Origin of the sequence: Comamonas badia DSM 17552 (assembly GCF_000484635.1) — a bacterium.
GTDB classification, from domain to species: Bacteria; Pseudomonadota; Gammaproteobacteria; order Burkholderiales; family Burkholderiaceae_C; genus Comamonas_C; species Comamonas_C badia.
On record NZ_AXVM01000007.1, the window covers coordinates 126,290 to 151,422 of the forward strand.

Consider the following 25,133-nt stretch of genomic DNA (forward strand, 5'->3'; position numbering starts at 1 on the left):
GCGCCGGTGGCGCGGCGCCCATCTCACCCCGCGACCACCCGGTTCTTGCCGGCCCGCTTGGCCAGGTACATTGCCTGGTCGGCACGCTTGAGCGCCTGCTCGCTCGTTTCGCTGGGCGCAAGCTGTGCCACGCCCGCGCTGAAGGTGATGAGCACATGCTCGTTGTTGTTCATGAAGTAGCGCGTGGTGAGCTCGCGCTGCAGGCGCTTGATGGCGTCCACGCCCTGCTCAAGGGCGGTATTGGGCAGCACGATGACGAATTCCTCGCCGCCGTAGCGCCCCAGCTGATCCTGCGGGCGCATGGCGGCGCGCGCCGTTGCTGCCAGATGCACCAGGGCAGCATCGCCGGCGGCATGGCCCAGCCTGTCGTTCAATACCTTGAAATTGTCCAGGTCCAGCAACGCCACGCACAGCGGTGCATCGCTGCGCAGCGACAACGATATTTCTCGCTCCAGGGCCTCGTCCAGGCCCTTGCGGTTGAGTGAGCCCGTCAATGGGTCGTGGCGCGCCTGGGCGCTGGTGAGCTCAAGTTCCTTGCGCAGGCGCTCGATTTCGCCATGGGCGGTGTCGGCACGTTCGCGCAGGCTGTGCAGCTCGGTGCGCATGGCACCGCTCTTCTGCGACATGGCTTGCGTGGCCGCCATGACTTCCTGCAGCACCGGTTGCAGCTCCTGCAGGCTGCCGGCGTGGCCGATGCGCTCGGCGCAACCCGAAAGCTGGTCATGGAATGCGGCACTGCTTTCGTCCATTTGCGCCAGGCGATCGATGAAGGTGGCCAGCAGCTCACGCATCTGCTGCTGGGCGGCGACCGCGCGCTCCTTGGCTTCGGCCTGCTTGAACACCACGTCCTTGAGCCGGCGCTGCACCTCATCCAGGCGCCGCAGCGTGAGCGGCGGCGTGGCTGCGTCGCGCAGGGCCTGTGCCTGACCCTGCAGCCATGCGTCGTCCGGGCTGAGCACGGCGATGTTCTCAAACACCAGCTGCAGCAGCATCAGCAGTCCGCTGCGTATCGCGGCCTGGTCTTCGGCGGCAAACGACAGCCGATAGCTGAAATTGGACAGCAGCTTTTCGGTCTCGCCCAGCGCCGGCATGGGCTGGCGCAGCCAGCTGACCAATTTCTGGCCGAGCGCCTGCAGGCGGTCGTCGTCCTCGCCGACGGCGGGAAGAATGTTGTCTACCAGCCGTGCCAGATGTTCCGCGAAAACCGTATTCAGTGCATGCGGTGCTGGCGCGGTGTCTGCTATGCCTGCCGAAACAGGCTTCAACCCCAGCGTGGCGTAACCAACCAGGGTGTTCTGCAGCGCAATCCAGTCCTTGCCTTCAACCGCGGCGTTGAACTGGTCCAGCAGGCGCTTTTGCCCCGTCGTCTGCCCGGGCAGGATGCGTGCGATCTGGCGCAGGCGCATGTCCGGAAAGGCGGGCTGGCTGATCTGCCCCGAAATCTCGTCATAGATCGCCTGGTAATGGTCCGGCGTGGGCTGCAGCTTGCGAATGGCAAGCTGCTTGAGGGTTTCGCGGGCATATTCCGAAACAGACTTGGTGACCATGGCAAGCGGGGCAAAGCGTTGCAACAAGGCGTGATTGTCACCGGTTCATGGCACGCCGTTCCTCCTCTTCAGGGAGCATTCACCAGCACCAGCTTGCCCTTGACGTTGCGCGCAGCCATCTGCGCGTACGCGGCAGGCAGCTCCCGCATGGGAAGCTGGCGGTCAATGACCGGCTTGATCCTGCCGCTGGCATACCATCCGGCCAGTTCTGCCAGCATGGCTGCATTCGCCTGGGGTTCGCGCTTGGCGTAGTCGCCCCAGAAGACACCCACGATGGAAGCGCCCTTGAGCAGCGCCAGGTTCATCGGCAGGCTGGGGATGGGCCCGGCGGCAAAGCCCACGATCAGGTGGCGCCCGCGCCAGCCAATGGAGCGGAAGGCCGCTTCGGTGAAGTCGCCGCCCACGGGGTCGTAGATCACGTCCGGGCCGCGGCCTTCCGTCAACGTCTTGATGGCATCGCGCAGGTTTTGCGTGGCGTAGTTGATCGTCGCGTCAGCGCCCTGCGCGCGGCAAACGGCGCATTTCTCATCCGTGGAGGCGGCCGCGATGACATGGGCGCCTGCAGCCTTGGCGATCTGGATCGCCGCGGTGCCCACGCCGCCGGCCGCACCAAGTACCAGCACCGTCTCCCCGGCCCGCAGCGCGGCGCGGTCCATCAGCGCGTGGTGCGAGGTGGCGTAAATCATCATGAATGCCGCGGCATCCGCATGCGGGAAGCCTGTGGGCAGCGGCATGCACAGCTTGGCAGGCGCCACCGCGTGGGTGGCGAAGCCGCCGGTCCCGGAAAGGCAGGCCACGCCTTGCCCGACCTGCAGGTGCTTCACCCCTGCGCCGATGGCGCGCACGATGCCGGCGTATTCCGAGCCGGGCACAAAGGGCAGCGGTGGCTTGAACTGGTACTTGTTCTGCACGATCAGCAGATCCGGGAAGTTCAGGCTGGCCGCGCGGATCTCGATCAGCACTTCGCCGGGCTGCGGTTCGGGTGTTGGCAGTTCGGTCCATGCGAGCGCCTCGACGCCGACGGGGTTGCTGCAAAGCCAGGCATGCATCGTGGGGTTCCTCAACAGGTGCGAAGCCGGTCATCATAGGGGCTGCGCAGGGCGGTGCTTTGTCCCTCTTGCGACCGGCGGCGAGCGCAAGATCGCCGCCCTACAATGCTGCACTTTTTCACAGACCGTGATGCGCATTCTTCTGAGCAATGACGACGGCTACCAGGCGCCAGGCTTGGCGGCCCTGCATGCGGTGCTGGCGCCCATCGCCGATGTGCAGGTGATTGCACCGGAGCACAACAACAGCGCCAAATCCAATGCGCTCACGCTCAATGCGCCGCTGTACGTGCATACCGCGCACAATGGCTTTCGCTACGTCAATGGGACGCCGGCGGATTGCGTGCACATTGCGCTGACCGGCTTGCTGGAGCAGCGTCCCGATCTCGTGATTTCGGGCATCAACAACGGTGCCAACATGGGGGATGACACGCTGTATTCGGGCACTGTGGGCGCGGCCATGGAAGGCTACCTGTTCGGCATTCCTGCGCTGGCGGTGTCGCAGGTGGACAAAGGCTGGCTTGAGCTTGATGCCGCTGCACAGACGGTGCGCAACCTGGTGGCGCGGATGCAGCAGCAGCATCTGGTCGGCAGCTTGCCGTGGCTGCTGAACATGAACATTCCCAATCTGCCGCTAGCTGCGTTGCGGCCACCCAAGCTGTGCCGCCTGGGGCGTCGCCATGCCGCGCAGGGCGCAATACGGCAGGAAAATCCGCGTGGTGAAACCATGTACTGGATAGGTGCGGCGGGCCATGCGAAGGACGCCGGCGAAGGGACGGACTTTCATGCCACCGCGCAGGGACATGTATCGATCACGCCGCTGCAGGTGGATATGACGGACCACCAGCATCTGGGCTACTGGGCGCAGACCATGGCGCGGTTGGCCGCTGCAGGCGGGCAGGCATGACGGCCTCGCGCAAGCCAGGCTTTCCTGCCAGGCTGGGCGGGGCTCCCAAGCCCGCCGCCAGCCCGGCGGCGGGTGCCCGCGCAGCTGCTGGGCCAGCGGCCTTGGCGCAAGGGTTGGGCATGGATTCCGACGCTGTGCGCCAGCGCATGGTGCGGCGCCTGGCGCAAGCAGGTATTGGGCGTGCCGAGGTGCTCCAGTCCATGGGCAGCGTGCCGCGGCATCTGTTTGTCGATACGGCGCTGGCGGCGCAGGCGTATGAGGAGACCAGCCTGCCCATTGGCTGGGGTCAGACGATATCCAAGCCGGCGGTGGTGGCGCGCATGGTGGATCTTCTGCTGGGAGCGCCGGGCGCGCAAGCGCAAGGAAAGTTGGCGCGCGTGCTCGAAATCGGCACCGGTTGCGGCTACCAGGCGGCCGTGCTGGCCCAGCTCGTGCGCGAGGTGTACACGGTGGAGCGTTTGCGCGCGATGCATGAACGCGCGCGTGATCGCCTGCGCCCGCTGCGCCTGGCCAACGTGCATTTGATTTTGGGCGACGGCATGCTGGGCTACGCGCCTGGCGCGCCTTATGCCGGCATCATTGCGGCCGCGGGCGGCGAACAACTGCCCGATGCCTGGTGCGAACAGCTGGCCGTCGGCGGGCGATTGGTTGCGCCCGTCGTCGGCGCTGGAGGCGGTCAGGCGCTGATGGTGATTGACAGAACGGCGCAGGGTTTTGTGCAAAACGTTCTCGAGGCGGTGCACTTCGTCCCTCTAAAATCGGGCGTGGCGTAATCAACGAAGCGCAGGTTCGGGTATGAGGCAAGCGATAGCGGTAGGGTTGTGGGCGGTAGTGCTGGGGGCGGCGCTGGTGTTGCCGGGGTGCAGCACCTCCGTTAACCAGGCGCCGGTCGAAAGCCGTGGCACCGCTGCCGCTGGCGCCGCGGATCCGTCCCGGGCCGCGGCCGTGGCAGCACCCGCGACAGCGCCGCTGCCAGGGGCGGAAAACGCCGGCAAGCCGGGCTACTACACCGTCAAGCCGGGAGACACGCTGATCCGCATCGGGCTGGACCATGGGCAAGCCTGGAAGGACATCGCCCGGTGGAACCAGCTGGACAACCCCAACGTCATTGAAGTGGGGCAGGTGTTGCGCGTGGCGCCGCCCGATAGTGCGGCCGCGGCAGCTGCAGTGGCCGCTGACAAGGGTGTGGTGACGCGCCCGGTGGCCAGCGGCGGCCCGGCCAGCCCTGCCGCGGCACCGGCAGCCGCTGGCGCGGCCAATCCTCCTGCTGCGGCCTCTACTGCCTCTGCGGCGCCGATCGCGCCTGGCGGGACGATTGCCTTTGCCTGGCCTGCGTCGGGTGCTGTACTGGCCGGATTTGACGAGGCGCGCAACAAGGGCGTGGATATCGGCGGCAAGGCTGGCGACCCGGTACAGGCGGCGGCCGATGGACGGGTGGTCTATGCCGGTGCCGGTCTGCGCGGCTACGGCAATCTCATCATCCTGCAGCACAACAAGACTTTTCTCACGGCCTACGCGCACAACCAGAAACTGCTGGTCAAGGAAGATCAGACGGTGCAGCGCGGCCAGAAGATTGCTGAAATGGGCAGCTCGGACGCCGACCGGGTCAAGCTGCATTTCGAGATCCGCCGCGAAGGCAAGCCGGTGGACCCGTTGAAATACCTGCCTGCACGGTGAAGTCAGCGGCCCTATTGGAAGAGGATGCCGGTGATTTTCAGCCGCCTGATGGCCTGGCTGAATGGGAGCAGCGCCGCGCCGCAGTGTCCGCTGAAGTGCACGGCTGGCGCCTGGACAAGGCGCTGGCGCATCTGGTGCCGGAATTTTCCCGCAGTTACCTGCAGCAACTGCTTGAGCAAGGTGCCATAGCACTCAACGGTGCATTGAACGTCAAACCGGCGCACAAGGTCAGCGTTGGCGATGTGCTGCTGGTGCAGATGCGCCCGACCGAGCAAAGCCAGGCGTTTCGTCCGGAAGCGATGGCGTTGGACATCGTGCACGAGGACGAACATATTCTGGTGGTGAACAAGCCCGTCGGGCTGGTGGTGCATCCTGCTGCCGGGCATTGGAGCGGCACGCTGCTCAATGGGTTGCTCGGGCGTGACGCGGCGGCCGCGCAACTGCCGCGTGCCGGTATCGTGCATCGGCTGGACAAGGACACCAGCGGGCTCATGGTGGTGGCCCGCACCCGCATGGCAATGGACGCTCTGACACGCGCGATTGCGGCGCGCGAAGTGGGGCGCAAGTACCTGGCCCTTGCCTGGGGTCGCTGGGAGCCTGGCGCAATGCGCTGTATTGACGCCCCCATCGGGCGCGATCCGCGCAACCGGCTGCGCATGGCGGTCGTCGATCTTGCCTTGCATGCCGGCAAGAGCGCACGCACGGATGTCCAGGCCCTGGCCAGCGACGGACGCGCCACGCTGCTGCGCTGCACGTTGCACACGGGCCGTACGCACCAGATCAGGGTGCACCTTGCGTCCATTGGTCATCCCCTGGTGGGCGATGCGCTGTATGGCGGCGCCGCGGCGGGTGGATTGCAGAGGCAGGCCCTGCATGCCTATTCGCTGGCGCTTGCCCATCCGGCCACGGGAGCGTTGATGGCGTGGCGATCACCGCTGTCGCAGGATATGTCTGACGCACTCGGCCAGTGGGGCATGCACTACAATGACTCGTAGATAGTGGCTGCCGCTTCTTCTGGCGGCAGTGGCACGAGGGCGCAGCGGCACGCTGCCATCAGCGCTTCATGCGGCTTCTGAATGAAGCCACGCCCCATCCAATTGCAACGGTTTGACAGGCCTCGCCGCCAACGCGGCGGACCGGTCGCACATGCCAGACCATGAATACGGTAGATGCCAGAAAGGTGCTGGAGACCGCGCTGATCTGCGCGGCGCAGCCGCTCGCGCTGCGCGAGCTGCGTGCGCTGTTCGATGATGCGCTGGGTGCCGACACCGTGAAGCTGTTGCTTTTGCAGTTGCAGGACGAATGGAGCCAGCGTGGCGTGGAGTTGGCGCAGGTGGCTTCTGGCTGGCGTTTTCAGAGCCGTCCGGAAATGCGCCCCTACCTGGATCGCATGGTGCCGGAAAAGCCGGTGCGCTACAGCCGGGCGGTACTGGAGACGCTGGCCATCATTGCGCACCGCCAGCCGGTGACGCGCGGTGACATCGAGGACATACGCGGCGTCACGGTCAACAGCCAGATTTTGAAACAACTCGAAGACCGAGGCTGGATAGAGGTAGTGGGCCATAGGGAAACGGTGGGGCGCCCGACCCTGTTTGCGACGACGCGACAGTTTCTTGACGATCTGGGACTGGCTTCACTGGCAGGCCTGCCGCCTTTGCAGGACGGCGCGCCCGGTCAGGCGCGCGATGACGGGGATCCGCATGGGCCGATGGTCCAGGCGGCATTGCCGCTGCCGGAGCAGGATGTGCACGGCGTTGAAACGGGGTGCGAACCCGCGGGAAGTGACGATGAACGAAGAACCGATTGAAGTGCCGGACGAGCCGGCAACGCCGGCGGCAGACCCCGGGCAGAAGCCGCGGCCGGCCTCTGATCCGGGCAATCGTGGACCGCGCAGGCGCGGCATGCGCAGGCTCGCGGAGGATGGCTCGCCACGCCCGCGCGCCGAGCGGCCGCCGCGTGAACAGGTCTACGCGTTCGCCGATGTCGTTGCCGGTCGGCTCGACGAAGACGAGAACAATGCCGAGCTGGCGCCGCCCAAGCGCGTGCTGCAGCCGCTGCCCGAAACGCCCAAGCTGCACAAGGTACTGGCACAGGCCGGGATGGGCTCGCGCCTGGAGATGGAGCAACTGATCCTGGAGGGACGCATATCGGTCAACAACGAGCCCGCGCACATTGGGCAGCGGGTCCAGTTCGGCGACCAGGTCAAGGTCAATGGCAAGCCCATCCGCTTTCGCATCGAACCGCCCGCTCCGCGCGTGCTGGCCTACCACAAGCCCGCTGGCGAAGTGGTGACGATGGACGATCCGGAAAATCGTCCGACGGTGTTCCGCAAGCTGCCGCGACTGCCCCAGGGCAAGTGGCAATCGGTGGGACGGCTGGATTTGAATACCGAAGGCTTGCTGCTGTTCACCAGCTCCGGTGATCTGGCCAACCGCCTCATGCACCCGCGATTCGGCATGGAGCGCGAATATGCGGTACGGGTGCTGGGCGCCCTGAGCAACGAGGAAAAACAGCAACTGCTCGATGGCGTCACGCTCGATGATGGCGTGGCGGCGTTTGGCACCATCGAGGATGGCGGAGGCGAAGGCGCCAACTGCTGGTATCGCGTCACGATCGCGGAAGGGCGCAATCGGGAGGTCCGCCGCATGATAGAGGCCGTCGGTCATGCCGTAAGCCGCCTGATCCGCATCCGCTACGGAGCGATGGTGCTGCCGCGCGGGCTCAAGCGCGGCACCTGGATATGGAACTGGACGAGCGCGACATCCGCGCGCTGACGCAGGCGGCGGGCATGCCGCAGGGCGCTGCAGGGCGCGGTGACCGCAAACCCGGCGGCAGTCAGAACGGCGGCCGGCGAGGTGCAGGCAAGGCGCAGGGGGCTGGCCGTGAGGGCCGCGCGGGCGGTGCTGCCCAGCCGGATCCGATGAAAACCTCGGTGGGCTACATCGGTGCCGACAGTTTTGCGCGTCAGCGCCGTGAACGGCAAAACCCCGGACCACGCCGATCTGGCCGCCGCTTCTGAAGGAACATCGTAAAATCAACGGCTTTGCGCATTGCGCGAAACCACACTTTCATCGCACTCAGGAATACATAGCCATGGCCATTGAACGCACTCTCTCCATCATCAAACCGGATGCCGTTGCCAAGAACGTGATTGGCCAGATCTATGCCCGTTTTGAAGCGGCAGGCCTCAAAGTGGCCGCCGCTCGCATGATCCATCTCTCGCGCGCGCAGGCCGAGCAGTTCTATGCGGTGCACAGGGAGCGTCCGTTTTTCAAGGATCTGGTGGATTTCATGATTTCAGGTCCAGTCATGGTGCAGGTGCTCGAAGGCGAAAACGCCATCCTCAAGAACCGCGAACTCATGGGCGCGACCGACCCGAAAAAGGCTGCGGCCGGCACCATTCGCGCGGATTTCGCCGACAGCATCGATGCCAACGCGGTGCACGGCTCTGACGCGGCCGAGACAGCCGCCGTGGAAGTGGCGTTCTTCTTCCCCGGCTGGTCCGTCTACGCGCGCTGAACGCTGCGCCTCTGCCCCCGCCCCGGGGGACGGCGCGGGTGAAACCATGCTGACCAATCTCCTTGATCTCGACAGGGATGCGCTCGTGGCGTTTTGCGGCGGGTTGGGGGAAAAGCCGTTTCGTGCAACGCAGCTGTTTCGCTGGATCCATCAGCGTGGTGTGCGGGATTTCGACCAGATGACCGATCTGGCGAAATCCTTGCGCGAAAAGCTCAAGGATTGCGCCTACGTCGTTGCACCGCCGGTGGCAAAAGAGCATGTCTCTGCCGACGGCACCGTCAAGTGGCTGTTTGATGTCGGCCGCGGCAATGCCATAGAGACCGTGTTCATCCCCGAGGATGACCGGGGCACGCTGTGTGTTTCGAGCCAGGCGGGCTGCGCGGTTGGCTGCCGCTTCTGCTCCACCGGCCACCAGGGCTTCAGCCGCCATTTGACGGCCGGCGAGATCGTCGGACAACTCTGGTGGGCCGAGCATGCGCTGCGCAAGCGCCTGGGGGCGCGGGAGAGGGTGATTACGAACGTGGTGTTCATGGGTATGGGCGAACCCATGCACAACTACCCGGCGCTCGTGCCGGCGTTGCGCACCATGCTGGATGACCATGCCTATGGTCTGTCGCGTCGGCGGGTGACGGTGTCCACATCGGGGGTCGTTCCGATGATTGACAGGCTGGCGCAGGATTGCCCGGTGGCGCTGGCGATCTCGCTGCACGCGCCTGGCGATGCGCTGCGTGACACCTTGGTGCCGCTCAACCGCAAATACCCGCTGGCAGAGCTGATGGGTGCTGCCAGGCGGTATCTGGAGGCCGCGCCGCGCGATTTCATCACCTTTGAATACTGCATGCTCGATGGCGTGAACGACCAGCCCGAGCACGCTCGGCAGTTGATTGACCTTGTGAATGACAAGCGCTGGGCGGGGCTGTCCTGCAAGCTCAACCTGATACCGTTCAATCCGTTTCCGCAGTCCGGTCTGCGGCGCTCGCCCGATGCGGCCATCGCCGTATTTGCCAAGGTGCTGCTGGATGCAGGTATCGTCACCACCGTGCGCAAGACGCGTGGCGACGATATCGATGCGGCCTGCGGCCAGCTGGCCGGCGAGGTGCAGGATCGCACCCGTGTGGACGAGCGCATGGCCAAGCTGCGCGTGAGTGCGCCACAGGCCACGTGATGAATGGGCGAGTCGTGACGAAAGGGGTGGGCATGGGGTGGAGCCATTGGTTGAGAGATCGGTCGCCCGGATGGCTGGCGGCGCTGTTGCTGGGCACGGCATTGCTTGTTTTGCAAGGCTGCGCTCACCAGCCACCGCCGGACGATGCCCAGACAGCGGTCGGCTCAGCCAACCCGGATGCACGCAAGCGTGCGCATATCCGGCTGGAGCTGGCGGCCAACTATCTGCAACTGGGCAAGACCGATGTGGCGCTGGAAGAAACGCGCCAGGCGCTGGCGGCAGACCCCGGCTATGCCGATGCCTACCACATGCGCGGCCTGGTCTATATGTCCATGCAGGACTGGACCAGGGCGCAGGCCAGCTTGCAGCGTGCGCGCGAACTCAAGCCCAATGATGCGGACATCCTGCACAACTTGGGCTGGCTGCAATGCCAGCAGCAGCACTGGGACGAGGCCGACGCATTGTTCAGGCAGGCGTTGGCCACTCCCGGCTATGCATCCAGAATCAAGACGCAAACAGCCCAGGGCATATGCTATGAACGCGCCGGGCACTTGAAGCTGGCGGAGCAGGCGCTGCTGCAGGCTTATGAGTTCGATGCGCGCAGCCCTGTCGTGGGCTACCACTTGGCGTCGGTGACGTTTGCCCAGGGTGATGCCCAGCGGGCGCAGTTCTACATCCGGCGTGTCAACAACGGCGAGTTTTCCGATGCGGCTTCCCTGTGGCTGGGCATCAGGGTGGAGCGTGCGCTCAAGGATGGTCAGGCGATGAGCCAGCTGGGAGAACAGCTGCACAGGCGCTACCCCGAATCCAAAGAGGCCTTGGCCTTGAGCCGGGGGGCGTTTGATGAGTGACGCGGCCAGTACTGCGCCGCAGGAGTCGGCGCTGGTCAGTGGTGCGGCGCCTGAGGCCATGACGGCCGGCAGGCTGATCGCGGCTCGGCGTGCACAGGCGGGCATTCACCTGGCGGCGGTTGCCGCGACCCTGAAGGTGCCGATGCACAAGCTGGAAGCACTGGAGGCCGATCGCTACGACGCATTTCCGGATACGGTGTTCCTGCGTGCGCTGGCATCGAGTGTGTGCCGGGTGCTCAAGAGCGATCCGGCGCCGGTGCTGGCCCTGCTGCCGCGCAACCCGCCCGCGGCGCTCGAAAGCAGGCCCGATTTGAATGCCCGTTTCAAAGAGAGCGGCGGAACCGGAGGCGGGGGCGGTACCAGCAGGCTGCCGATGTCCCGCGCCATGGCGTTCACGGTGATCGCCTTGCTGGCGGCAGCATTGGTGCTGGCGTTTTTGCCGCGCGATGGCGCGGAGGTGGCGCAGCCTGAAGCAGGCTCGACAGAACCGTTGCAGCTGCCCGAGGCGTCTGTGGCCGCCGTGCCAGCCATTGCTTCCACGGCGGCCCCTGAGGAGCAGGAGACGCCGGCGCCAAGGGATGCGCCCGCCCCAGCCGCAACTTCGGATGATGCCGCGGGGACGCAATCGGCGGCAACGCCAGCGGATGCACCGGCCAGCCCTGCGCCGGACGAACCGCTGGTCATTCAGGCGCGCGAGCAGACTTGGGTGCAGATCCGCGATGCCTCGGGCACCATCTTGCTGGAAAAGACCCTGCGGAAAGGCGACAGGTTCGCTGCGCAAGGATCTGGCCCGTGGTCTGTGGTCATCGGCCGCGCGGACGCAGCCGATGTCGTGGTGCGCGGGCAGGTTATGGATTTGATGGGCATCGCACGCAGCAATGTGGCGCGGTTCGAGGTGAAGTGAATGTCGATGGCTGATGGAAGTACGCCGATTGCACTGGTGGCGCCGGCACAGCGCCGCTCTCGCCAGGCACGCGTGGCGTGGGGCGATGCGGTGGTCACGGTGGGGGGCGGCGCACCGGTGCGCGTGCAGTCCATGACCAATACGGACACGGCGGACATCAAGGCCACGGTCATCCAGGTGCGTCAGCTGGCGCAGGCGGGGTCCGAGCTGGTGCGCATCACGGTGAACACGCCCGAGGCCGCTGCGGCCGTGCCGCTGATCCGCGAGCGGCTGGACCAAATGGGCGAGTCGGTGCCGCTGGTGGGCGATTTCCATTACAACGGGCACCGGCTGCTGACGGATTTCCCGGAATGCGCCCGCACGCTTTCCAAATACCGCATCAACCCCGGCAATGTCGGCAAGGGCGACAAGCACGACAAGCAGTTTGCGCAAATGATCGAAGCGGCGCTGCACTGGGACAAGCCGGTGCGTATCGGCGTGAACTGGGGCAGTCTCGACCAGGAACTGCTGACCGGCCTGATGGATGAAAACGGTCTGCGTCCCGAGCCTTGGGATGCACGCCAGGTGATGTACGAAGCCTTGGTGCGCTCGGCGATTTCATCGGCCAGACGCGCCGAGGAACTCGGCATGCGGGGCGAACAGATCATCCTCTCGTGCAAGGTCAGCGGCGTGCAGGATTTGATTGCGGTCTATCGGGGTCTGGCGCAGCGCTGTGATTACGCGCTGCACCTGGGCCTGACGGAGGCAGGCATGGGTGCCAAGGGCATCGTCGCTTCCACGGCGGCGATGGCGCAGCTGCTGCAGCAGGGTATCGGTGACACCATCCGCGTCTCGCTCACGCCCAAACCGGGTGAATCGCGCACGCAGGAAGTCCTGGTGGCGACCGAAATTCTGCAATCGCTGGGCCTGCGGGCATTCGCGCCCAGCGTCACGGCCTGCCCGGGTTGCGGGCGCACCACCAGCACCACGTTCCAGGAGCTTGCCAAGCAGATCGACGACTACCTGCGCGCGCAGATGCCCATCTGGCGCTCGCAATACCCTGGTGTGGAGCAGCTGCGCGTGGCGGTCATGGGCTGCATCGTCAACGGCCCGGGAGAGAGCAAGCATGCGGATGTCGGCATCAGCCTGCCAGGCACGGGCGAGGCCCCGGTTGCCCCGGTGTATGTCGACGGAAAGAAGGCCACAACCCTGCGCGGCGACCACATTGCCAGTGCATTCCAGGAGCTGGTCGAAGGCTACGTGAGGCAGCGCTTCGGGCTGAAGGCTGGCGCTGCCGAAACCCCATAAGTTTACTATAAAAAATAGAGCTTCTAACGCTTGCCTGGCATGCGTTAGAGGCCTTTTGAATTGAATTTTTGACGCACATGCAAAGACTGGCCGCCATCAAAGGCATGAATGACATCCTGCCGCCCGACTCCGCCTGCTGGGAGTGGTTGGAGGCCGTGGTGCGCTCGCTCATGCAGCGCTACGCCTACCGGGCGATCCGCACGCCCATCGTCGAGTCGACGGCGCTTTTCGTACGCGGGCTCGGCGAGGTGACCGATATCGTCGAGAAGGAGATGTATTCCTTCGAGGACAGGCTCAACGGCGAACAGCTCACCTTGCGCCCGGAGGCCACGGCAGGCGTGGTGCGGGCGGCGGTGGAGCACTCCCTGCTGCACGATGGCGGCAAGCGTCTGTACTACATGGGCCCGATGTTCCGCCATGAGCGCCCGCAGCGCGGCCGTTATCGGCAGTTTCACCAGATCGGTGTCGAGGCGCTGGGTTTTGCCGGCGCGGAGTTGGACGCCGAGGTCATTTTGCTTGCCCACGCACTGTGGGCCGAGCTGGGTCTTGCTCATGTGCGGCTGGAGCTCAACAGCCTGGGCCAGCCCGAAGAGCGCAAGGCGCATCGCGCGGCTTTGATTGCTTATTTCGAGCAGCACAAGGACCTGCTGGATGAGGATGCACGGCGGCGCCTGTACAGCAACCCGCTGCGCATTCTGGATACCAAAAACCCGGTGATGCAGGCCATGGTGGAGGCTGCGCCGCAGTTGATGGATTACCTGGGCGATGCTTCGCGCGGGCATCTGCAGGCGGTGCAACGCATTCTCGATGCCGCTGGCGTTGCGTGGCGCATCAACCCGCGTCTGGTGCGCGGCATGGATTACTACAACCTCACGGTCTTTGAATTCGTCACCGACCAGCTTGGATCGCAGGGCACGATCTGCGGAGGCGGCCGCTACGACTACCTGATCGGGCAGATGGGTGGCAAGGCAGCGCCCGCGGTGGGCTGGGCGCTGGGCGTGGAACGTGTGCTTGAGCTGCTCAAGGAGCAGGAACTGGCCGTGCCCGCGGTCGTGCCGGACGCCTATGCCGTGGTGCCGGACGCCCATGCGCTGCCGGTGGCGATGGCCACGCTGCAGCAGCTGCGCGCCCAGGGCATCGCGGTGCAGATGCACAGCGCGGCGGGCAGTGCGCAGGGCATGGGCAGCATGAAGGCCCAATTCAAGAAGGCGGATGCCAGCGGGGCGCGCTACGCTCTCGTTTTCGGAGTGGATGAGCTGCAGGCAGGCATGGTGTCCGTCAAGCCCCTGCGCGATGCGGGAGAGCAGGTACAGCGCCCGCTGACCGAGGCCGCACTCTGGGCCGCCAGCCTACAATCCGCGCGCTGAACGAAGGACTCACACATGGCTCGTCATTTCGACCTCGAAGAACAGGAACAGATCGCCCAGTTCAAGCATTTCTGGGGCACCTGGGGCAACCTGATCACATGGAGCGTGATTGTCATCATGGGCGCGCTTGCGGCCTGGAACGGCTATCGCTACTGGCAGGCTCGACAGGCTCAGCAGTCCGTGGCCATGCTGGATGCCGTGCAGGTGGCCGCCCAGGCGAAAGACCTGGAGCGGGTGCAGCAGATTTTTGGTGATCTGTCCAAGGACTACCCGCGCACCGTGCAGGCGGGCGTTGCCGGCCTGCTGGCGGGACAGGAATTTGCCAATGCCGGGCGCTGGAAGGAATCACAGGCTGCGCTGCGCTGGGTGATCGACAACTCCAGCGACGATGGCTACACCTCCCTGGCGCGCCTGCGCCTGGCCGGCGTGCTGATCCAGGAAAAATCCTACGACGATGCGCTGGCGCAGCTGTCGGCATCGTTCCCGCCGGAATTCGCGGCCGTTGTCGCGGATCGCAAGGGGGATGTGCTGGACCTGCAAGGCAAGAAGCAGGATGCCATCGCAGAATACCGCCGTGCCTACGATGGGTTGAACGAGCAGCTGGCCTATCGCCAGGTGGTGCAAGCCAAGCTGGATGCATTGGGTGCGGGTGTGCCGGTCAAGGAGGGTGCATGAGTGCGGTTCGCCGTTCGGCCAAGGCACTGGCCGCTGGTGCGGTGCTGGCTGCTGCGCTGGCGCTGGCGGGCTGCGGTTCGTCCAAACCCAAACCGGCGGAACTTGGGCCGCCCGTGGCGCTGCTGCCGGTGCACCAGGCATGGCACGCCCAGCTCGGCTCTGTGGCGGGGATGGTGCTGGTGCCAGCTGTTCACGGAGAGGCCGTGGTTCTGGCATCCGAAGGCGGCACGGTGACGGGGCTGGATGCCCGTACCGGCGGCGGCCTCTGGCGCGTCCAGCTCGATGCCAGGCTGGCAGCGGGTGTTGGCACGGACGGGCGGCGCACGGCGGTCGTGTCCAAGGAGCGGCAGCTCATCGTCATCGAGAACGGCGCGGAAAAATGGCGCCGGCAGCTGCCTGCCCAGACGTTCACGGCGCCTCTTGTCGCCGGCGGACGGGTGTTCGTCATGACGGGGGATCGCGCCGTCATGGCCTTTGATGGCGAAACCGGCTACCGCCTCTGGAATCAACAGCGCCAGGGCGAACCTCTGGTGCTGCAGGCAAGCGGCTTGCTGACGGCCGTGGGGGATACGCTGGTAGCGGGTCTGTCGGGGCGCATGGTCGGATTTGACCCTGATACCGGCGCCATACGCTGGGAGGCGCCCTTGGCTACACCGCGCGGCTCCAATGATGTGGAGCGTCTGGTGGAGCTCCTCGGCGGCGTGAGCCGCGAGGGCAATGTACTGTGCGCGCGCGCCTTCCAGGCCGCGGTCGGATGTGTCGATGCTTCGCGCGGCGCCTTGCTCTGGACGCGGCCGGCGCATGGCGCGCAGGGGGTTGGTGGCGACGCCGAGGCTCTCTATGGCAGCGAGAGCAGTGGCACGGTCCAGGCGTGGAAGCGCGCCGATGGCGCGCCCTTGTGGACGCACGAACAGTTGCGCTATCGCTCGCTCACTGCGCCGCTGGTGCTGGGGCGCTCTGTCGTGATCGGCGACGAAACGGGACAGGTGCATCTGCTGTCACGTGAAGATGGTGCGCCGCTCAACCGCTTGAGCACCGACAGCTCGGGTGTCGCGGCAACGCCCGTGGCGGCAGGCAAGACGCTGGTGGTCGTCACGCGCCAGGGCGGCGTCTACGGCTTTCGCCCTGATTGACACCGGGAATGCTTCGTGAAACCAGTGATCGCCCTTGTGGGGCGGACCAATGTTGGCAAGTCCACGCTGTTCAACCGCCTGACCCGATCGCGTGACGCCATCGTGGCCGATGCGGCTGGCCTGACCCGCGACCGCCATTACGGCAACGGCCGACAAGGCTCGCACGAATACATCGTCGTTGATACCGGTGGCTTTGAACCCGATGCAGGCACCGGCATCTACCAGGAAATGGCCAAACAGACGCGCCAGGCGATTGCCGAGGCCGACGTGGTGGTGTTTGTGGTGGATGTGCGCGGCGGCCTCTCGGCGCAGGACCACGACATCGCCAAATACCTCAGACGCCTGGGCAAGCCCTGCATCGTCGCCGGCAACAAGGCCGAGGGCATGCAGGAAAGCGCTCTGCTGGGCGAGTTCTACGAGCTCGGACTGGGCCATGTGCATCCGGTATCTGCTGCGCACGGGCAGGGCATACGCAGCCTGGTGGACCTTGCCCTGGAGCCGCTGAACCTGGGCGAGGACGATGATGATGGCGCGGCGCCGCAAAGCGATGCCATCCGCCTTGCGGTGGCGGGCCGGCCCAACGTTGGCAAGTCAACGCTCATCAACGCCTGGCTGGGTGAAGAGCGTCTGGTGGCGTTTGACATGCCCGGCACCACGCGCGATGCCATCACGGTGCCATTCGAGCAGCGAGGGCAAAAATTCGAGCTGATAGACACCGCCGGCCTGCGCAAGCGCGGCAAGGTGTTTGAAACCATAGAAAAATTTTCCGTCATCAAAACCCTGCGCGCGATTGAATCGGCGCATGTCGTGCTGCTGCTGCTCGATGCGACCCAGGGAGTGACGGATCAGGACGCGCACATTGCCGGCTACATCCTTGAAAGCGGCCGGGCCGTGGTGATCGCCGTCAACAAGTGGGACGCCATCGACGATTACCAGCGCCAGCAGGTGCAGCGCTCGATAGAGAACCGGCTGGCATTCCTCAAATTCGCTGCAATGCATTTCATTTCTGCCTCCAGGCGCCAGGGTATCAGCGCGCTGTGGGGATCGGTCCGCCAGGCCCACCTGGCCGCCAATCGCAAGATGCCGACGCCGGTGCTGACCCGGGTGCTGCTGGAATCGGTGCAGTTCCAGACGCCCAAGCGCTCCGGCTCCTCACGGCCCAAGCCACGCTACGCCCATCAGGGCGGCATGAACCCTCCAGTCATCGTGATCCACGGCAACGCATTGGAGCAGCTGACGGATGGCTACAAGCGCTTTCTCGAGGGGCGTTTCCGCAAGGAATTCGACCTGGTGGGCACTCCCCTGCGGCTGGAGCTTAGAACCTCCAAAAACCCCTACGCAGACAAAGGCGGCACTTGAAACTCCGTTTTTTCACCTCAGATCTCAGTCACGGGGCGGCTGTGGTAAGGTGGCGCCCCACAACAACAGTTTGAACACGGAGCATATCGTGAGCAACAAAGGCCAACTTCTCCAAGACCCGTTCCTGAACGCGCTGCGTCGCGAACATGTGCCGGTGTCTATTTATCTTGTGAATGGCATCAAGCTGCAGGGCCAGATCGAATCCTTCGATCAGTATGTCGTGCTGCTGCGCAATACCGTGACTCAAATGGTGTACAAGCATGCCATCTCGACCATCGTGCCGGGGCGTGCCGTCAATTTTGCCGCTGCTGAATCCGCCGATGGAGGCGATCAATAAACGCCGCGGTGCAGCTTGACGCTGCATCGCCGGCGCGCGCGGGCATGCGGCGATGAATTCGGCGATCTCTTTAATTCAGGACACGGCACCAGTACTGCTGGCCGGTGTGGATTTTGGCGCGGGCGGATTTGACGGCGAGCTCGAAGAGCTTGCGTTGCTGGCGCGCAGCGCCGGGCTTGCGCCTGTGGCTCAGCTGACATGCAAGCGCAAGGCGCCGGATGCGGCGCTTTTCGTCGGCAGCGGCAAAGCGGAGGAAATTGGCGTGCTGGCGAGGGACAGCGGAGCGCTGGAGGTCATTTTTGATCAGGCGTTGAGCCCTGCGCAGCAGCGCAATCTGGAGCGAGCACTGGGCTTGCCGGTGTATGACCGAACCATGCTCATTCTGGAGATTTTTGCGCAGCGCGCGCGCAGCTACGAAGGCAAACTCCAGGTGGAGCTGGCGCGCCTGCAATACCTGAGCACCCGTCTCGTGCGCCGTTGGACGCACCTGGAGCGCCAACGCGGCGGTATTGGCGCGCGCGGTGGTCCGGGCGAGCGGCAGATTGAACTGGACAGGCGCATGATTGGCGACACCATCAAACGCACCCGGGATCGGCTTGTCAAGGTGCAGCGCCAGCGGGCGACCCAGCGCCGCCAGCGCCAGCGTCGCGATACTTTTTGCGTCTCCCTGGTGGGTTACACCAACGCAGGTAAATCAACGCTGTTCAACGCCTTGGTGAAGGCACAGGCCTATGCGGCAGACCAATTGTTCGCCACATTGGATACCACCACACGACGGATGTATCTGGGTGAACACGCGGGCACCATTTCGCTGTCCGATACCGTCGGTTTTATCCGCGATCTGCCGCATGGCCTGATCAGCGCGTTCAAGGCCACTTTGCAGGAGGCGGCGGATGCCGATCTGCTGCTGCACGTGGTCGATACGGCGAACCCCGGACATTCAGAGCAGATGGCCCAGGTCCAACAGGTGCTCGAAGAGATTGGTGCCGCGGATGTGCCGCAGGTGCTTGTCTTCAACAAGGTGGATGCGCTCGCCGATCTGGAGCGCCCGGTCGCGTGGCAGGATGCGTACGCGCTGCAGGGGCGCGAACTGGAGCGTGTGTTTGTCAGTGCACGGGCCGGCGATGGCCTGGCGGCGCTGCGGGAGTTGCTGTCGAAGAGGGCAACCCGGCGCGCTGCTGAATCCGGGGACTGCGCGAACGCTGAACAACCGGGCGATTGCAGCATCCATTAACGCGACAATATCAACCACCATTGAGCCGAGAACGCACGCATGTATCTCCATGAAAGGGTCATCCGCAGGGCATTTGGACGGATGTACAACCTCAACGACCCGCGCTGGGGCCGTGGCGATGAAAAAGGACAGGACGAGGCACGCCCTGATTCGGAACGTCCGCCGGATGAGGCGCCGCCCGAAAGACCCGCACGTAGTCCGCAGCCGGGCGGTTCGGCACCGCCGGACTTGGACGAGCTGTGGCGCGACCTGCAACGCAAGCTCAATGGCCTGTTTGGCGGCGGAGGTCGCGGAGGTCGGCGCGGCTTTCCTTCACCTCCTGGCGGCGGTGGGGGCGGTTTTCAACCGGACATGCGCAATGCGCGCAAGGGCATTGGCCTGCTCGCGATCGTGGGGGTGCTGATTTGGCTGGCGACCGGGTTCTTCATCGTGCAGGAAGGCCAGCAGGCGGTCATCACGCAGTTCGGCCAGTACAAGAGCACGGTGGGGGCGGGATTCAACTGGCGTCTGCCGTATCCGATACAGCGCCACGAATTGGTGTTCGTGACGCAGATTCGTTCGGTCGATATCGGGCGCGACAACATCATCAAGGCCACCGGCCTGCGCGATTCGGGCATGCTCACGGCCGATGAAAACATCGTCGAAATCAAATTCGCGGTGCAGTATCGCTTGAAGAACGCGCGCGATTACCTATTCAACAGCCGCGATCCCGCCAGTGCCGTGGTGCAGGCCGCCGAGTCTGCCGTGCGCGAAGTGGTGGGGCAGATGACGATGGATGATGCAATCGGCGAAGAGCGCGACAAGATCGGTCCGCAGGTGCGTACGCTGATGCAGACCATCCTGGATCGCTACGACGTTGGCATTGAGGTCGTCAATATCAACCTGCAGCAAGGCGGGGTGCGGCCACCCGAACAGGTGCAGGCTGCGTTTGACGATGTGCTCAAGGCTGGGCAGGAGCGCATACGCACCCAGAACGAGGCGCAGGCCTATGCCAACAACGTGATTCCGCGCGCCGTCGGTGCCGCATCGCGCTTGATGGAAGAGTCCGAGGGTTACAAGGCACGCATCGTTGCGCAGGCCGAGGGCGATGCACAGCGCTTTGATTCGGTGCTCACGGAGTACCAGAAGGCGCCGCAGGTCACGCGGGAACGCATGTACATCGATGTCATGCAGCAGATCTACGGCAGCGTTACCAAGATACTGGTGGACTCGCGGCAGAACTCGAATCTGCTGTACTTGCCATTGGACAAGATCATGCAGATGACGGGCCAGGGTACGCCGACCAATGGTGCATCCACACAGCCAGCGGCGCCTGCGGGCACGGCTGCGCCTGCGGCACCTTCTTCCAGCCTGTCCGGCGGCGACCGTAGTCGTGAAGGCGCCCGTTCGCGCGATCGCGATATACGCTAGGAGTATTCTGTGAACAGAGTTGGTTTCATTGTTTCTTCCCTCCTGGTGGTGCTGGTGCTGCTCAGCTCGGTATTGTTCGTTGTCGATCAGCGCCAGTTCGGGGTCGTTTACGCGCTCGGTCAAATCAAGGAAGTCATTACTCAGCCGGGGCTCAATTTCAAGCTGCCCCCACCGTTTCAGAACGTGAGTTATTTGGACAAGCGCCTGCTGACGCTGGACAGCACCAATGCCGAGCCGGTGTATACGGCGGAGAAACAGCGCGTGGTGATCGACTGGTACGTGCGCTGGCGCGTGATTGATCCCACCGAGTACATTCGCAACGTCGGACTGGACGAAGGCACTGGCGCGAGCCAGCTTAACGTGGTGGTGCGCAACGCGTTCCAGGCCGATATCAACAAGTACACGGTCAAGGAGTTGCTGGCTTCCAAGCGCGATGCGCTGATGTCCTCGGTCAAGACCCAGGTGCTTGCCACTGTGCGCGGCGCCAAGCCTTGGGGCATCGATGTGGTCGATGTGCGCATCACGCGCATCGACTATGTAAGCGACATCACGGATTCCGTCTACCGGCGTATGGAAGCCGAGCGGCAGCGGGTGGCCAATGAACTGCGTTCCACTGGTGTGGCCGAGGGTGAAAAAATCCGCGCCGATGCCGATCGCCAGCGCGAGGTGACGGTGGCCAATGCCTACCGCGATGCGCAGAAGGTCAAGGGCGAGGGCGATGCCCAGGCGACGCGGATCTACGCCGATGCGTTCGGGCGCGATCCCCAGTTTGCGCAGTTCTACCGCAGCCTGGAGGCTTACCGCGATAGCTTCAAGGGCAAGGGCGATTTCATGCTGTTGGATCCCGCGAATACCGAATTTTTCAAGGCATGGCGTGCACCAGCGCCCGCTGCGGCGTCCCGCAACTGATATGCCTGATGCTCTCTGGGCGGCGCTGGCCTTGGTGCTCGTGCTCGAAGGATTGCTTCCATTCGCCGCGCCGGGAGCCTGGCGCCGTGCCTTTGCCCAGATGATCCAGATGCGCGACGGCCAGATTCGCTTCTGCGGCTTGGTGTGCATCTGCTTGGGCGGGTTGCTGCTGTTGTGGTTGGACTGAAACCTCGGGCCTGCTCTGCACGCTCGGTAGAATCCTTTTTTTAACAAGCTCGGTGTTTCGCATGTCCGCCTGGGTGCTTCCGGATTACATCGCTGACGTATTGCCATCCGAGGCCAGGCGCATTGAAGAGCTGCGCCGTGGCCTGCTCGATACCGCTCGGAGCTACGGTTACGAACTGGTCATTCCACCCGTGTTCGAGCATCTTGACTCACTGCTGACGGGAGCGGGAGAAGCGCTCGATCTGCAGACTTTCAAGTTCGTGGATCAGCTTTCCGGCAGATCCTTGGGGTTGAGGGCCGACATGACACAGCAAGTCGCCCGCATCGACGCCCACTTGCTCAATCGACCAGGCATCACCCGCCTGTGCTACTGCGGACCAGTCATGCGCACCAGGCCCGACCGGCCGCACGCCACCAGGGAACCTTTGCAGTTTGGTGCGGAAATTTACGGCCATCAGGGCATAGAGGCCGAGATCGAGTCCGTGATGTTGGCGCTGGAATGTCTGCGCGGGGCCGATGTCCATGAGCTGAGCATCGACTTCGCTGATGTTCGGATTGTCAGAAGCTTGTTGGCTGGTGTGCCGGTTGACGCGCAGGTCTTGGGACAGGTGCATGCGGCGCTGGCTGCTAAGGATGCGAGTGAGTTGGTCCGGTTGACCAGGGGTTTTCCGAAGACGTCGCGCGATGGCTTGGCAGCGCTGCTGCAGTTGTACGGCGATAGGAGTGTCCTGGATGATGCTGAAAAAGTACTCCGCGGCTTTCCTGGAATTGGCCCTGCGCTACAAAATTTGCGTGATGTGACGGCCGTGGTCCGACGTGCGCGCGTGACGTTCGACCTGGCCGATCTTCGTGGCTATTCATACTACAGCGGCATCCGTTTTGCCATCTATGCCACGGGTGTCTCAGATGCTTTGGCCCGCGGTGGGCGCTACGATGAAGTGGGTGCGGTGTTCGGCCGCAATCGCCCGGCCGTTGGATTCAGCCTGGATGTCAAGCAACTCGTTGGTGCCATCCCTGCCCCACCGCTGCGTGCCGCGATACGGGCGCCATGGCCCGTTGATGAGGCGGTGTCAGGTGCAGTGGCCTCCTTGCGCAAGCGGGGTGAAACGGTGGTGTGCGCATTGCCCGATAGCTCCAGCCAGATCGATGAGTTCGATTGCGATCGGGAGTTGGTGAGCGTGGGCGGGCAGTGGGTCGTTCGGGCCTTGTAACTCATTGAAAATTCGTTGACTGGGATGGGGTGGTGGCGATGAAGGCAATCAAGGGACGCAATTGCGTTGTGGTAGGGGCGCAGTGGGGCGATGAAGGCAAGGGCAAGCTGGTCGATTGGCTGACTGAGTCGGCGCAGGGTGTTGTCCGTTTCCAGGGCGGGCACAACGCCGGCCATACGTTGGTGATCAATGGAGTGAAGACAGCCTTGCACTTGATCCCCAGCGGCATCATGCATCCGGGGGTCAAGTGTTACATCGGCAACGGTGTCGTATTGTCTGCAGCCAAACTGTTCGAGGAAATTGAAGGCTTGGAAGCTGCGGGAGTACAGGTACGGTCCCGCTTGCGCGTGAGTGAGGCATGCCCACTGATTCTTCCCTTCCATGCCGCGCTGGATGTCGCTCGCGAGGCAGCGCTGGAGCGGGGCGGGGTTGAGAAAATCGGCACGACAGGCCGTGGGATTGGTCCGGCGTACGAAGACAAGATTGCCCGGCGTGCGCTACGGGTGCAAGACCTCAAGCACCCTGAACGTTTTGCGGCCAAGCTGCGTGCTTTGCTCGAGTTGCACAACCACACCCTGGTCACCTATCTTCGCTCACGAGATTTTATTTTTGGCGATGCATTCAAACCGTACATGCGCGATGGAGCCGTGCAATTTGAGCCTGTGTATGCCGAAGCGATGCGTCACGCCGAACAGCTCAAGCCGATGATGGCCGATGTATCCCGAGAGCTCAATCAGGCACATGCAGAAGGAGCCAATCTGCTGTTCGAAGGCGCCCAAGGAACTTTGCTGGATATTGATCACGGAACCTACCCTTACGTGACGTCGAGCAACTGTGTCGCCGGCAATGCGGCGGCCGGCTCTGGAGTGGGGCCAGGCATGTTGCATTACGTTCTCGGCATAGCCAAGGCCTATTGCACTCGCGTGGGTGGGGGGCCGTTCCCGTCCGAGCTCGACTGGGAGACGCCAGGTACACCCGGATACCACATGAGCACGGTGGGTGCTGAAAGAGGGGTGACTACGGGTCGTAGCCGCCGTTGCGGATGGTTCGATGCGGCCTTGCTCAAGCGTAGTGCGCAAGTCAATGGCCTGTCGGGGCTTTGCGTCACCAAGCTGGATGTGCTCGATGGGCTGAAAGAGCTTTCTTTGTGCGTCGGATATGAACTCGATGGTGAGCGCGTAGATCTGTTGCCGATGGGCGCGGATGAGATTGCGCGCTGCACGCCCATCTATGAAGTGATGCCTGGATGGTCCGAGACTACCTTCGGTGCCACACGGTACGAAGATCTGCCTGCCAACGCCCGTCGCTATCTGGAGCGGATCGAACAGGTGACGGGTGTGCCGATAGCCATCGTTTCCACCAGCCCAGACAGGGCGCACACCATCGTGCTGCAGCAGCCATTTGCCGGGTAGCCGCCGGTTGTCGCGTGCGCTGTACCTTGTTCCTTCCACCAATCAACGCCTGGACCCAACGATGCTGACAGAAGACGGCAAGCACTTGTACGTGAGCTATGACGAGTACCACGCCCTGATCGAAAAACTTGCGCTCAAGGTGCATCACTCGGACTGGCAGTTCGACACCATTCTTTGTCTGGCGCGCGGCGGTATGCGTCCGGGGGACATCCTGAGCCGTATTTTTGATAAGCCGCTGGCGATCATGTCCACGAGCTCTTATCGTGCTGATGCTGGTACGGTGCAGGGACATTTGGATATCGCACGCTACATCACTACGCCCAACGGGGAAATTGCTGGTCGCGTGTTGCTGGTGGACGATTTGGCTGACACGGGCCATACGCTCAACGCGGTTGTGTCTCTGCTCAAGGCGAAGTACGCCCCCATCACTGAGTTGCGCTCGGCAACCTTGTGGGTGAAGGGGGTGTCCACCTTCGTGCCGGACTACTACGTCGATTTCTTGCCGACTGACCCGTGGATTCATCAGCCATTTGAGACCTATGACGCGCTGTCGCCAGACAAGCTCCTGGAGCGTTGGAAGGTGTGATGTCGGAAGAGGCTTCGGGTTTTCCAGAGAAAATTCAGGTTCAGGCAAATGAGTGGAAATATCGTGTACAATGCAAGGCTTCGCTGATCGCAGCGCTTCTTTGCAAGGGATGCTCCCGGACTTGATCTGTGGGGTTTTTGTGGGGGAGAAGGGATCGTTAACAAGTTACAGCCGATAAGCGTGGGCGTTTGGTGGTGCTCCTGGTGAGTGCCTGCTGGGCTCGTCCTTTGGGATGGGTCTGAAACAAACGCTCATGGAGATAGAAGTGAAGTTCACTTCAATTCCGTTTTTATGAGTGAGGTCGCAAGACCTTAAATTTAACAAGATCGAACTGAAGAGTTTGATCCTGGCTCAGATTGAACGCTGGCGGCATGCCTTACACATGCAAGTCGAACGGCAGCGCGTCCTTCG

24 protein-coding genes, 1 rRNA gene and 1 pseudogene are annotated in these 25,133 nt (G+C 63.7%); 24 read left to right on the forward strand and 2 right to left on the reverse strand.

What is annotated here, in order from left to right; all coding sequences use genetic code 11:
• Positions 1 to 23 precede the first annotated feature (23 nt).
• Both K320_RS0115165 and K320_RS0115170 read right to left on the reverse strand, forming a co-directional pair.
• Entirely contained in the window at positions 24 to 1,547 is a 1,524-nt protein-coding gene (locus K320_RS0115165) for a GGDEF domain-containing protein (RefSeq protein WP_024539672.1), read from the reverse strand.
• A 68-nt stretch (positions 1,548 to 1,615) separates the two neighbouring features.
• Positions 1,616 to 2,596: an NADPH:quinone oxidoreductase family protein gene (locus K320_RS0115170; RefSeq protein WP_024539673.1), complete on the reverse strand. Its 981-nt coding sequence runs from the start codon at positions 2,594 to 2,596 to the stop codon at positions 1,616 to 1,618.
• 130 nt (positions 2,597 to 2,726) lie between these two features.
• Between K320_RS0115170 and surE the strand changes: the two genes are divergently transcribed.
• From surE to K320_RS0115295, 24 genes and pseudogenes are all read left to right on the forward strand, one after another.
• Positions 2,727 to 3,500 (forward strand): 5'/3'-nucleotidase SurE, encoded by a 774-nt coding sequence (gene surE / locus K320_RS0115175; RefSeq protein WP_024539674.1) that lies wholly within the window; start codon positions 2,727 to 2,729, stop codon positions 3,498 to 3,500.
• A complete protein-coding gene (locus K320_RS0115180) occupies positions 3,497 to 4,273 on the forward strand; it encodes a protein-L-isoaspartate(D-aspartate) O-methyltransferase (RefSeq protein ID WP_029696225.1) in 777 nt (258 codons plus the stop codon). Before surE ends, K320_RS0115180 begins: the two co-directional genes overlap by 4 nt.
• A 22-nt stretch (positions 4,274 to 4,295) precedes the next feature.
• Complete coding sequence (locus K320_RS0115185) at positions 4,296 to 5,177, forward strand: peptidoglycan DD-metalloendopeptidase family protein (RefSeq protein ID WP_024539676.1); 882 nt, start codon at positions 4,296 to 4,298, stop codon at positions 5,175 to 5,177.
• A 14-nt stretch (positions 5,178 to 5,191) separates the two neighbouring features.
• Entirely contained in the window at positions 5,192 to 6,172 is a 981-nt protein-coding gene (locus K320_RS0115190; protein WP_029696226.1) for an RluA family pseudouridine synthase, read from the forward strand.
• A 161-nt stretch (positions 6,173 to 6,333) separates the two neighbouring features.
• Positions 6,334 to 6,984, forward strand: a complete 651-nt coding sequence (gene scpB / locus K320_RS0115195; RefSeq protein ID WP_024539678.1) for an SMC-Scp complex subunit ScpB — start codon at positions 6,334 to 6,336, stop codon at positions 6,982 to 6,984.
• Positions 6,920 to 8,196 (forward strand): annotated as a pseudogene (locus tag K320_RS18230) (pseudouridine synthase). Before scpB ends, K320_RS18230 begins: the two are co-directional and overlap by 65 nt.
• A 74-nt stretch (positions 8,197 to 8,270) precedes the next feature.
• Complete coding sequence (gene ndk / locus K320_RS0115205; RefSeq protein WP_024539679.1) at positions 8,271 to 8,696, forward strand: nucleoside-diphosphate kinase; 426 nt, start codon at positions 8,271 to 8,273, stop codon at positions 8,694 to 8,696.
• Between the two features lie 46 nt (positions 8,697 to 8,742).
• Positions 8,743 to 9,861, forward strand: a complete 1,119-nt coding sequence (rlmN, locus tag K320_RS0115210) for a 23S rRNA (adenine(2503)-C(2))-methyltransferase RlmN (RefSeq protein WP_024539680.1) — start codon at positions 8,743 to 8,745, stop codon at positions 9,859 to 9,861.
• A gap of 32 nt (positions 9,862 to 9,893) precedes the next feature.
• The gene (pilW, locus tag K320_RS0115215) at positions 9,894 to 10,712 is read left to right on the forward strand and encodes a type IV pilus biogenesis/stability protein PilW (protein WP_051384955.1); all 819 of its coding nucleotides are present in this window, start codon (positions 9,894 to 9,896) and stop codon (positions 10,710 to 10,712) included.
• On the forward strand, positions 10,705 to 11,616 hold the full coding sequence (locus K320_RS0115220) for a helix-turn-helix domain-containing protein (RefSeq protein WP_024539682.1): 912 nt from the start codon (positions 10,705 to 10,707) through the stop codon (positions 11,614 to 11,616). Before pilW ends, K320_RS0115220 begins: the two co-directional genes overlap by 8 nt.
• A 6-nt stretch (positions 11,617 to 11,622) precedes the next feature.
• A complete protein-coding gene (gene ispG, locus K320_RS0115225; RefSeq protein ID WP_407059768.1) occupies positions 11,623 to 12,903 on the forward strand; it encodes a flavodoxin-dependent (E)-4-hydroxy-3-methylbut-2-enyl-diphosphate synthase in 1,281 nt (426 codons plus the stop codon).
• A gap of 77 nt (positions 12,904 to 12,980) precedes the next feature.
• Positions 12,981 to 14,270, forward strand: a complete 1,290-nt coding sequence (gene hisS / locus K320_RS0115230; RefSeq protein WP_024539684.1) for a histidine--tRNA ligase — start codon at positions 12,981 to 12,983, stop codon at positions 14,268 to 14,270.
• A 15-nt stretch (positions 14,271 to 14,285) separates the two neighbouring features.
• Positions 14,286 to 14,945 (forward strand): YfgM family protein, encoded by a 660-nt coding sequence (locus K320_RS0115235; protein ID WP_024539685.1) that lies wholly within the window; start codon positions 14,286 to 14,288, stop codon positions 14,943 to 14,945.
• Entirely contained in the window at positions 14,942 to 16,078 is a 1,137-nt protein-coding gene (bamB, locus tag K320_RS0115240) for an outer membrane protein assembly factor BamB (RefSeq protein WP_024539686.1), read from the forward strand. Before K320_RS0115235 ends, bamB begins: the two co-directional genes overlap by 4 nt.
• Positions 16,079 to 16,093: 15 nt before the next feature.
• Positions 16,094 to 17,437 (forward strand): ribosome biogenesis GTPase Der, encoded by a 1,344-nt coding sequence (der, locus tag K320_RS0115245; protein WP_024539687.1) that lies wholly within the window; start codon positions 16,094 to 16,096, stop codon positions 17,435 to 17,437.
• An 88-nt stretch (positions 17,438 to 17,525) separates the two neighbouring features.
• A complete protein-coding gene (gene hfq, locus K320_RS0115250) occupies positions 17,526 to 17,774 on the forward strand; it encodes an RNA chaperone Hfq (RefSeq protein ID WP_024539688.1) in 249 nt (82 codons plus the stop codon).
• A gap of 52 nt (positions 17,775 to 17,826) precedes the next feature.
• A complete protein-coding gene (hflX, locus tag K320_RS0115255) occupies positions 17,827 to 19,008 on the forward strand; it encodes a GTPase HflX (protein ID WP_024539689.1) in 1,182 nt (393 codons plus the stop codon).
• A gap of 39 nt (positions 19,009 to 19,047) precedes the next feature.
• A complete protein-coding gene (gene hflK / locus K320_RS0115260; protein ID WP_024539690.1) occupies positions 19,048 to 20,418 on the forward strand; it encodes an FtsH protease activity modulator HflK in 1,371 nt (456 codons plus the stop codon).
• A gap of 9 nt (positions 20,419 to 20,427) precedes the next feature.
• On the forward strand, positions 20,428 to 21,327 hold the full coding sequence (gene hflC, locus K320_RS0115265) for a protease modulator HflC (RefSeq protein ID WP_024539691.1): 900 nt from the start codon (positions 20,428 to 20,430) through the stop codon (positions 21,325 to 21,327).
• A 1-nt stretch (position 21,328) separates the two neighbouring features.
• The gene (locus K320_RS0115270) at positions 21,329 to 21,514 is read left to right on the forward strand and encodes a DUF2065 domain-containing protein (RefSeq protein ID WP_029696231.1); all 186 of its coding nucleotides are present in this window, start codon (positions 21,329 to 21,331) and stop codon (positions 21,512 to 21,514) included.
• A gap of 61 nt (positions 21,515 to 21,575) precedes the next feature.
• Entirely contained in the window at positions 21,576 to 22,724 is a 1,149-nt protein-coding gene (locus K320_RS0115275; protein WP_024539693.1) for an ATP phosphoribosyltransferase regulatory subunit, read from the forward strand.
• Between the two features lie 38 nt (positions 22,725 to 22,762).
• Positions 22,763 to 24,136 carry an adenylosuccinate synthase gene (locus K320_RS0115280; RefSeq protein ID WP_024539694.1) on the forward strand — a complete coding sequence of 458 codons (1,374 nt, stop codon included), beginning with the start codon at positions 22,763 to 22,765 and terminating at the stop codon, positions 24,134 to 24,136.
• 61 nt (positions 24,137 to 24,197) lie between these two features.
• Positions 24,198 to 24,722: a phosphoribosyltransferase gene (locus K320_RS0115285; protein WP_024539695.1), complete on the forward strand. Its 525-nt coding sequence runs from the start codon at positions 24,198 to 24,200 to the stop codon at positions 24,720 to 24,722.
• A gap of 328 nt (positions 24,723 to 25,050) precedes the next feature.
• Positions 25,051 to 25,133, forward strand: a 16S ribosomal RNA gene (locus K320_RS0115295); the annotation flags it as partial.

Excerpts from the sequence above, each read along its gene's own strand:
- K320_RS0115165 (WP_024539672.1), bottom strand. The coding sequence starts at position 1,547 with ATGGTCACCAAGTCTGTTTCGGAATATGCCCGCGAAACCCTCAAGCAG.
- K320_RS0115170 (WP_024539673.1), bottom strand. The coding sequence starts at position 2,596 with ATGCATGCCTGGCTTTGCAGCAACCCCGTCGGCGTCGAGGCGCTCGCA.
- surE (WP_024539674.1), top strand. The coding sequence starts at position 2,727 with ATGCGCATTCTTCTGAGCAATGACGACGGCTACCAGGCGCCAGGCTTG.
- K320_RS0115180 (WP_029696225.1), top strand. The coding sequence starts at position 3,497 with ATGACGGCCTCGCGCAAGCCAGGCTTTCCTGCCAGGCTGGGCGGGGCT.
- K320_RS0115185 (WP_024539676.1), top strand. The coding sequence starts at position 4,296 with ATGAGGCAAGCGATAGCGGTAGGGTTGTGGGCGGTAGTGCTGGGGGCG.
- scpB (WP_024539678.1), top strand. The coding sequence starts at position 6,334 with ATGAATACGGTAGATGCCAGAAAGGTGCTGGAGACCGCGCTGATCTGC.
- ndk (WP_024539679.1), top strand. The coding sequence starts at position 8,271 with ATGGCCATTGAACGCACTCTCTCCATCATCAAACCGGATGCCGTTGCC.
- rlmN (WP_024539680.1), top strand. The coding sequence starts at position 8,743 with ATGCTGACCAATCTCCTTGATCTCGACAGGGATGCGCTCGTGGCGTTT.
- pilW (WP_051384955.1), top strand. The coding sequence starts at position 9,894 with ATGGGGTGGAGCCATTGGTTGAGAGATCGGTCGCCCGGATGGCTGGCG.
- K320_RS0115220 (WP_024539682.1), top strand. The coding sequence starts at position 10,705 with ATGAGTGACGCGGCCAGTACTGCGCCGCAGGAGTCGGCGCTGGTCAGT.
- ispG (WP_407059768.1), top strand. The coding sequence starts at position 11,623 with ATGGCTGATGGAAGTACGCCGATTGCACTGGTGGCGCCGGCACAGCGC.
- hisS (WP_024539684.1), top strand. The coding sequence starts at position 12,981 with ATGCAAAGACTGGCCGCCATCAAAGGCATGAATGACATCCTGCCGCCC.
- K320_RS0115235 (WP_024539685.1), top strand. The coding sequence starts at position 14,286 with ATGGCTCGTCATTTCGACCTCGAAGAACAGGAACAGATCGCCCAGTTC.
- bamB (WP_024539686.1), top strand. The coding sequence starts at position 14,942 with ATGAGTGCGGTTCGCCGTTCGGCCAAGGCACTGGCCGCTGGTGCGGTG.
- hflX (WP_024539689.1), top strand. The coding sequence starts at position 17,827 with ATGAATTCGGCGATCTCTTTAATTCAGGACACGGCACCAGTACTGCTG.
- hflK (WP_024539690.1), top strand. The coding sequence starts at position 19,048 with ATGTATCTCCATGAAAGGGTCATCCGCAGGGCATTTGGACGGATGTAC.
- K320_RS0115270 (WP_029696231.1), top strand. The coding sequence starts at position 21,329 with ATGCCTGATGCTCTCTGGGCGGCGCTGGCCTTGGTGCTCGTGCTCGAA.
- K320_RS0115275 (WP_024539693.1), top strand. The coding sequence starts at position 21,576 with ATGTCCGCCTGGGTGCTTCCGGATTACATCGCTGACGTATTGCCATCC.
- K320_RS0115280 (WP_024539694.1), top strand. The coding sequence starts at position 22,763 with ATGAAGGCAATCAAGGGACGCAATTGCGTTGTGGTAGGGGCGCAGTGG.
- K320_RS0115285 (WP_024539695.1), top strand. The coding sequence starts at position 24,198 with ATGCTGACAGAAGACGGCAAGCACTTGTACGTGAGCTATGACGAGTAC.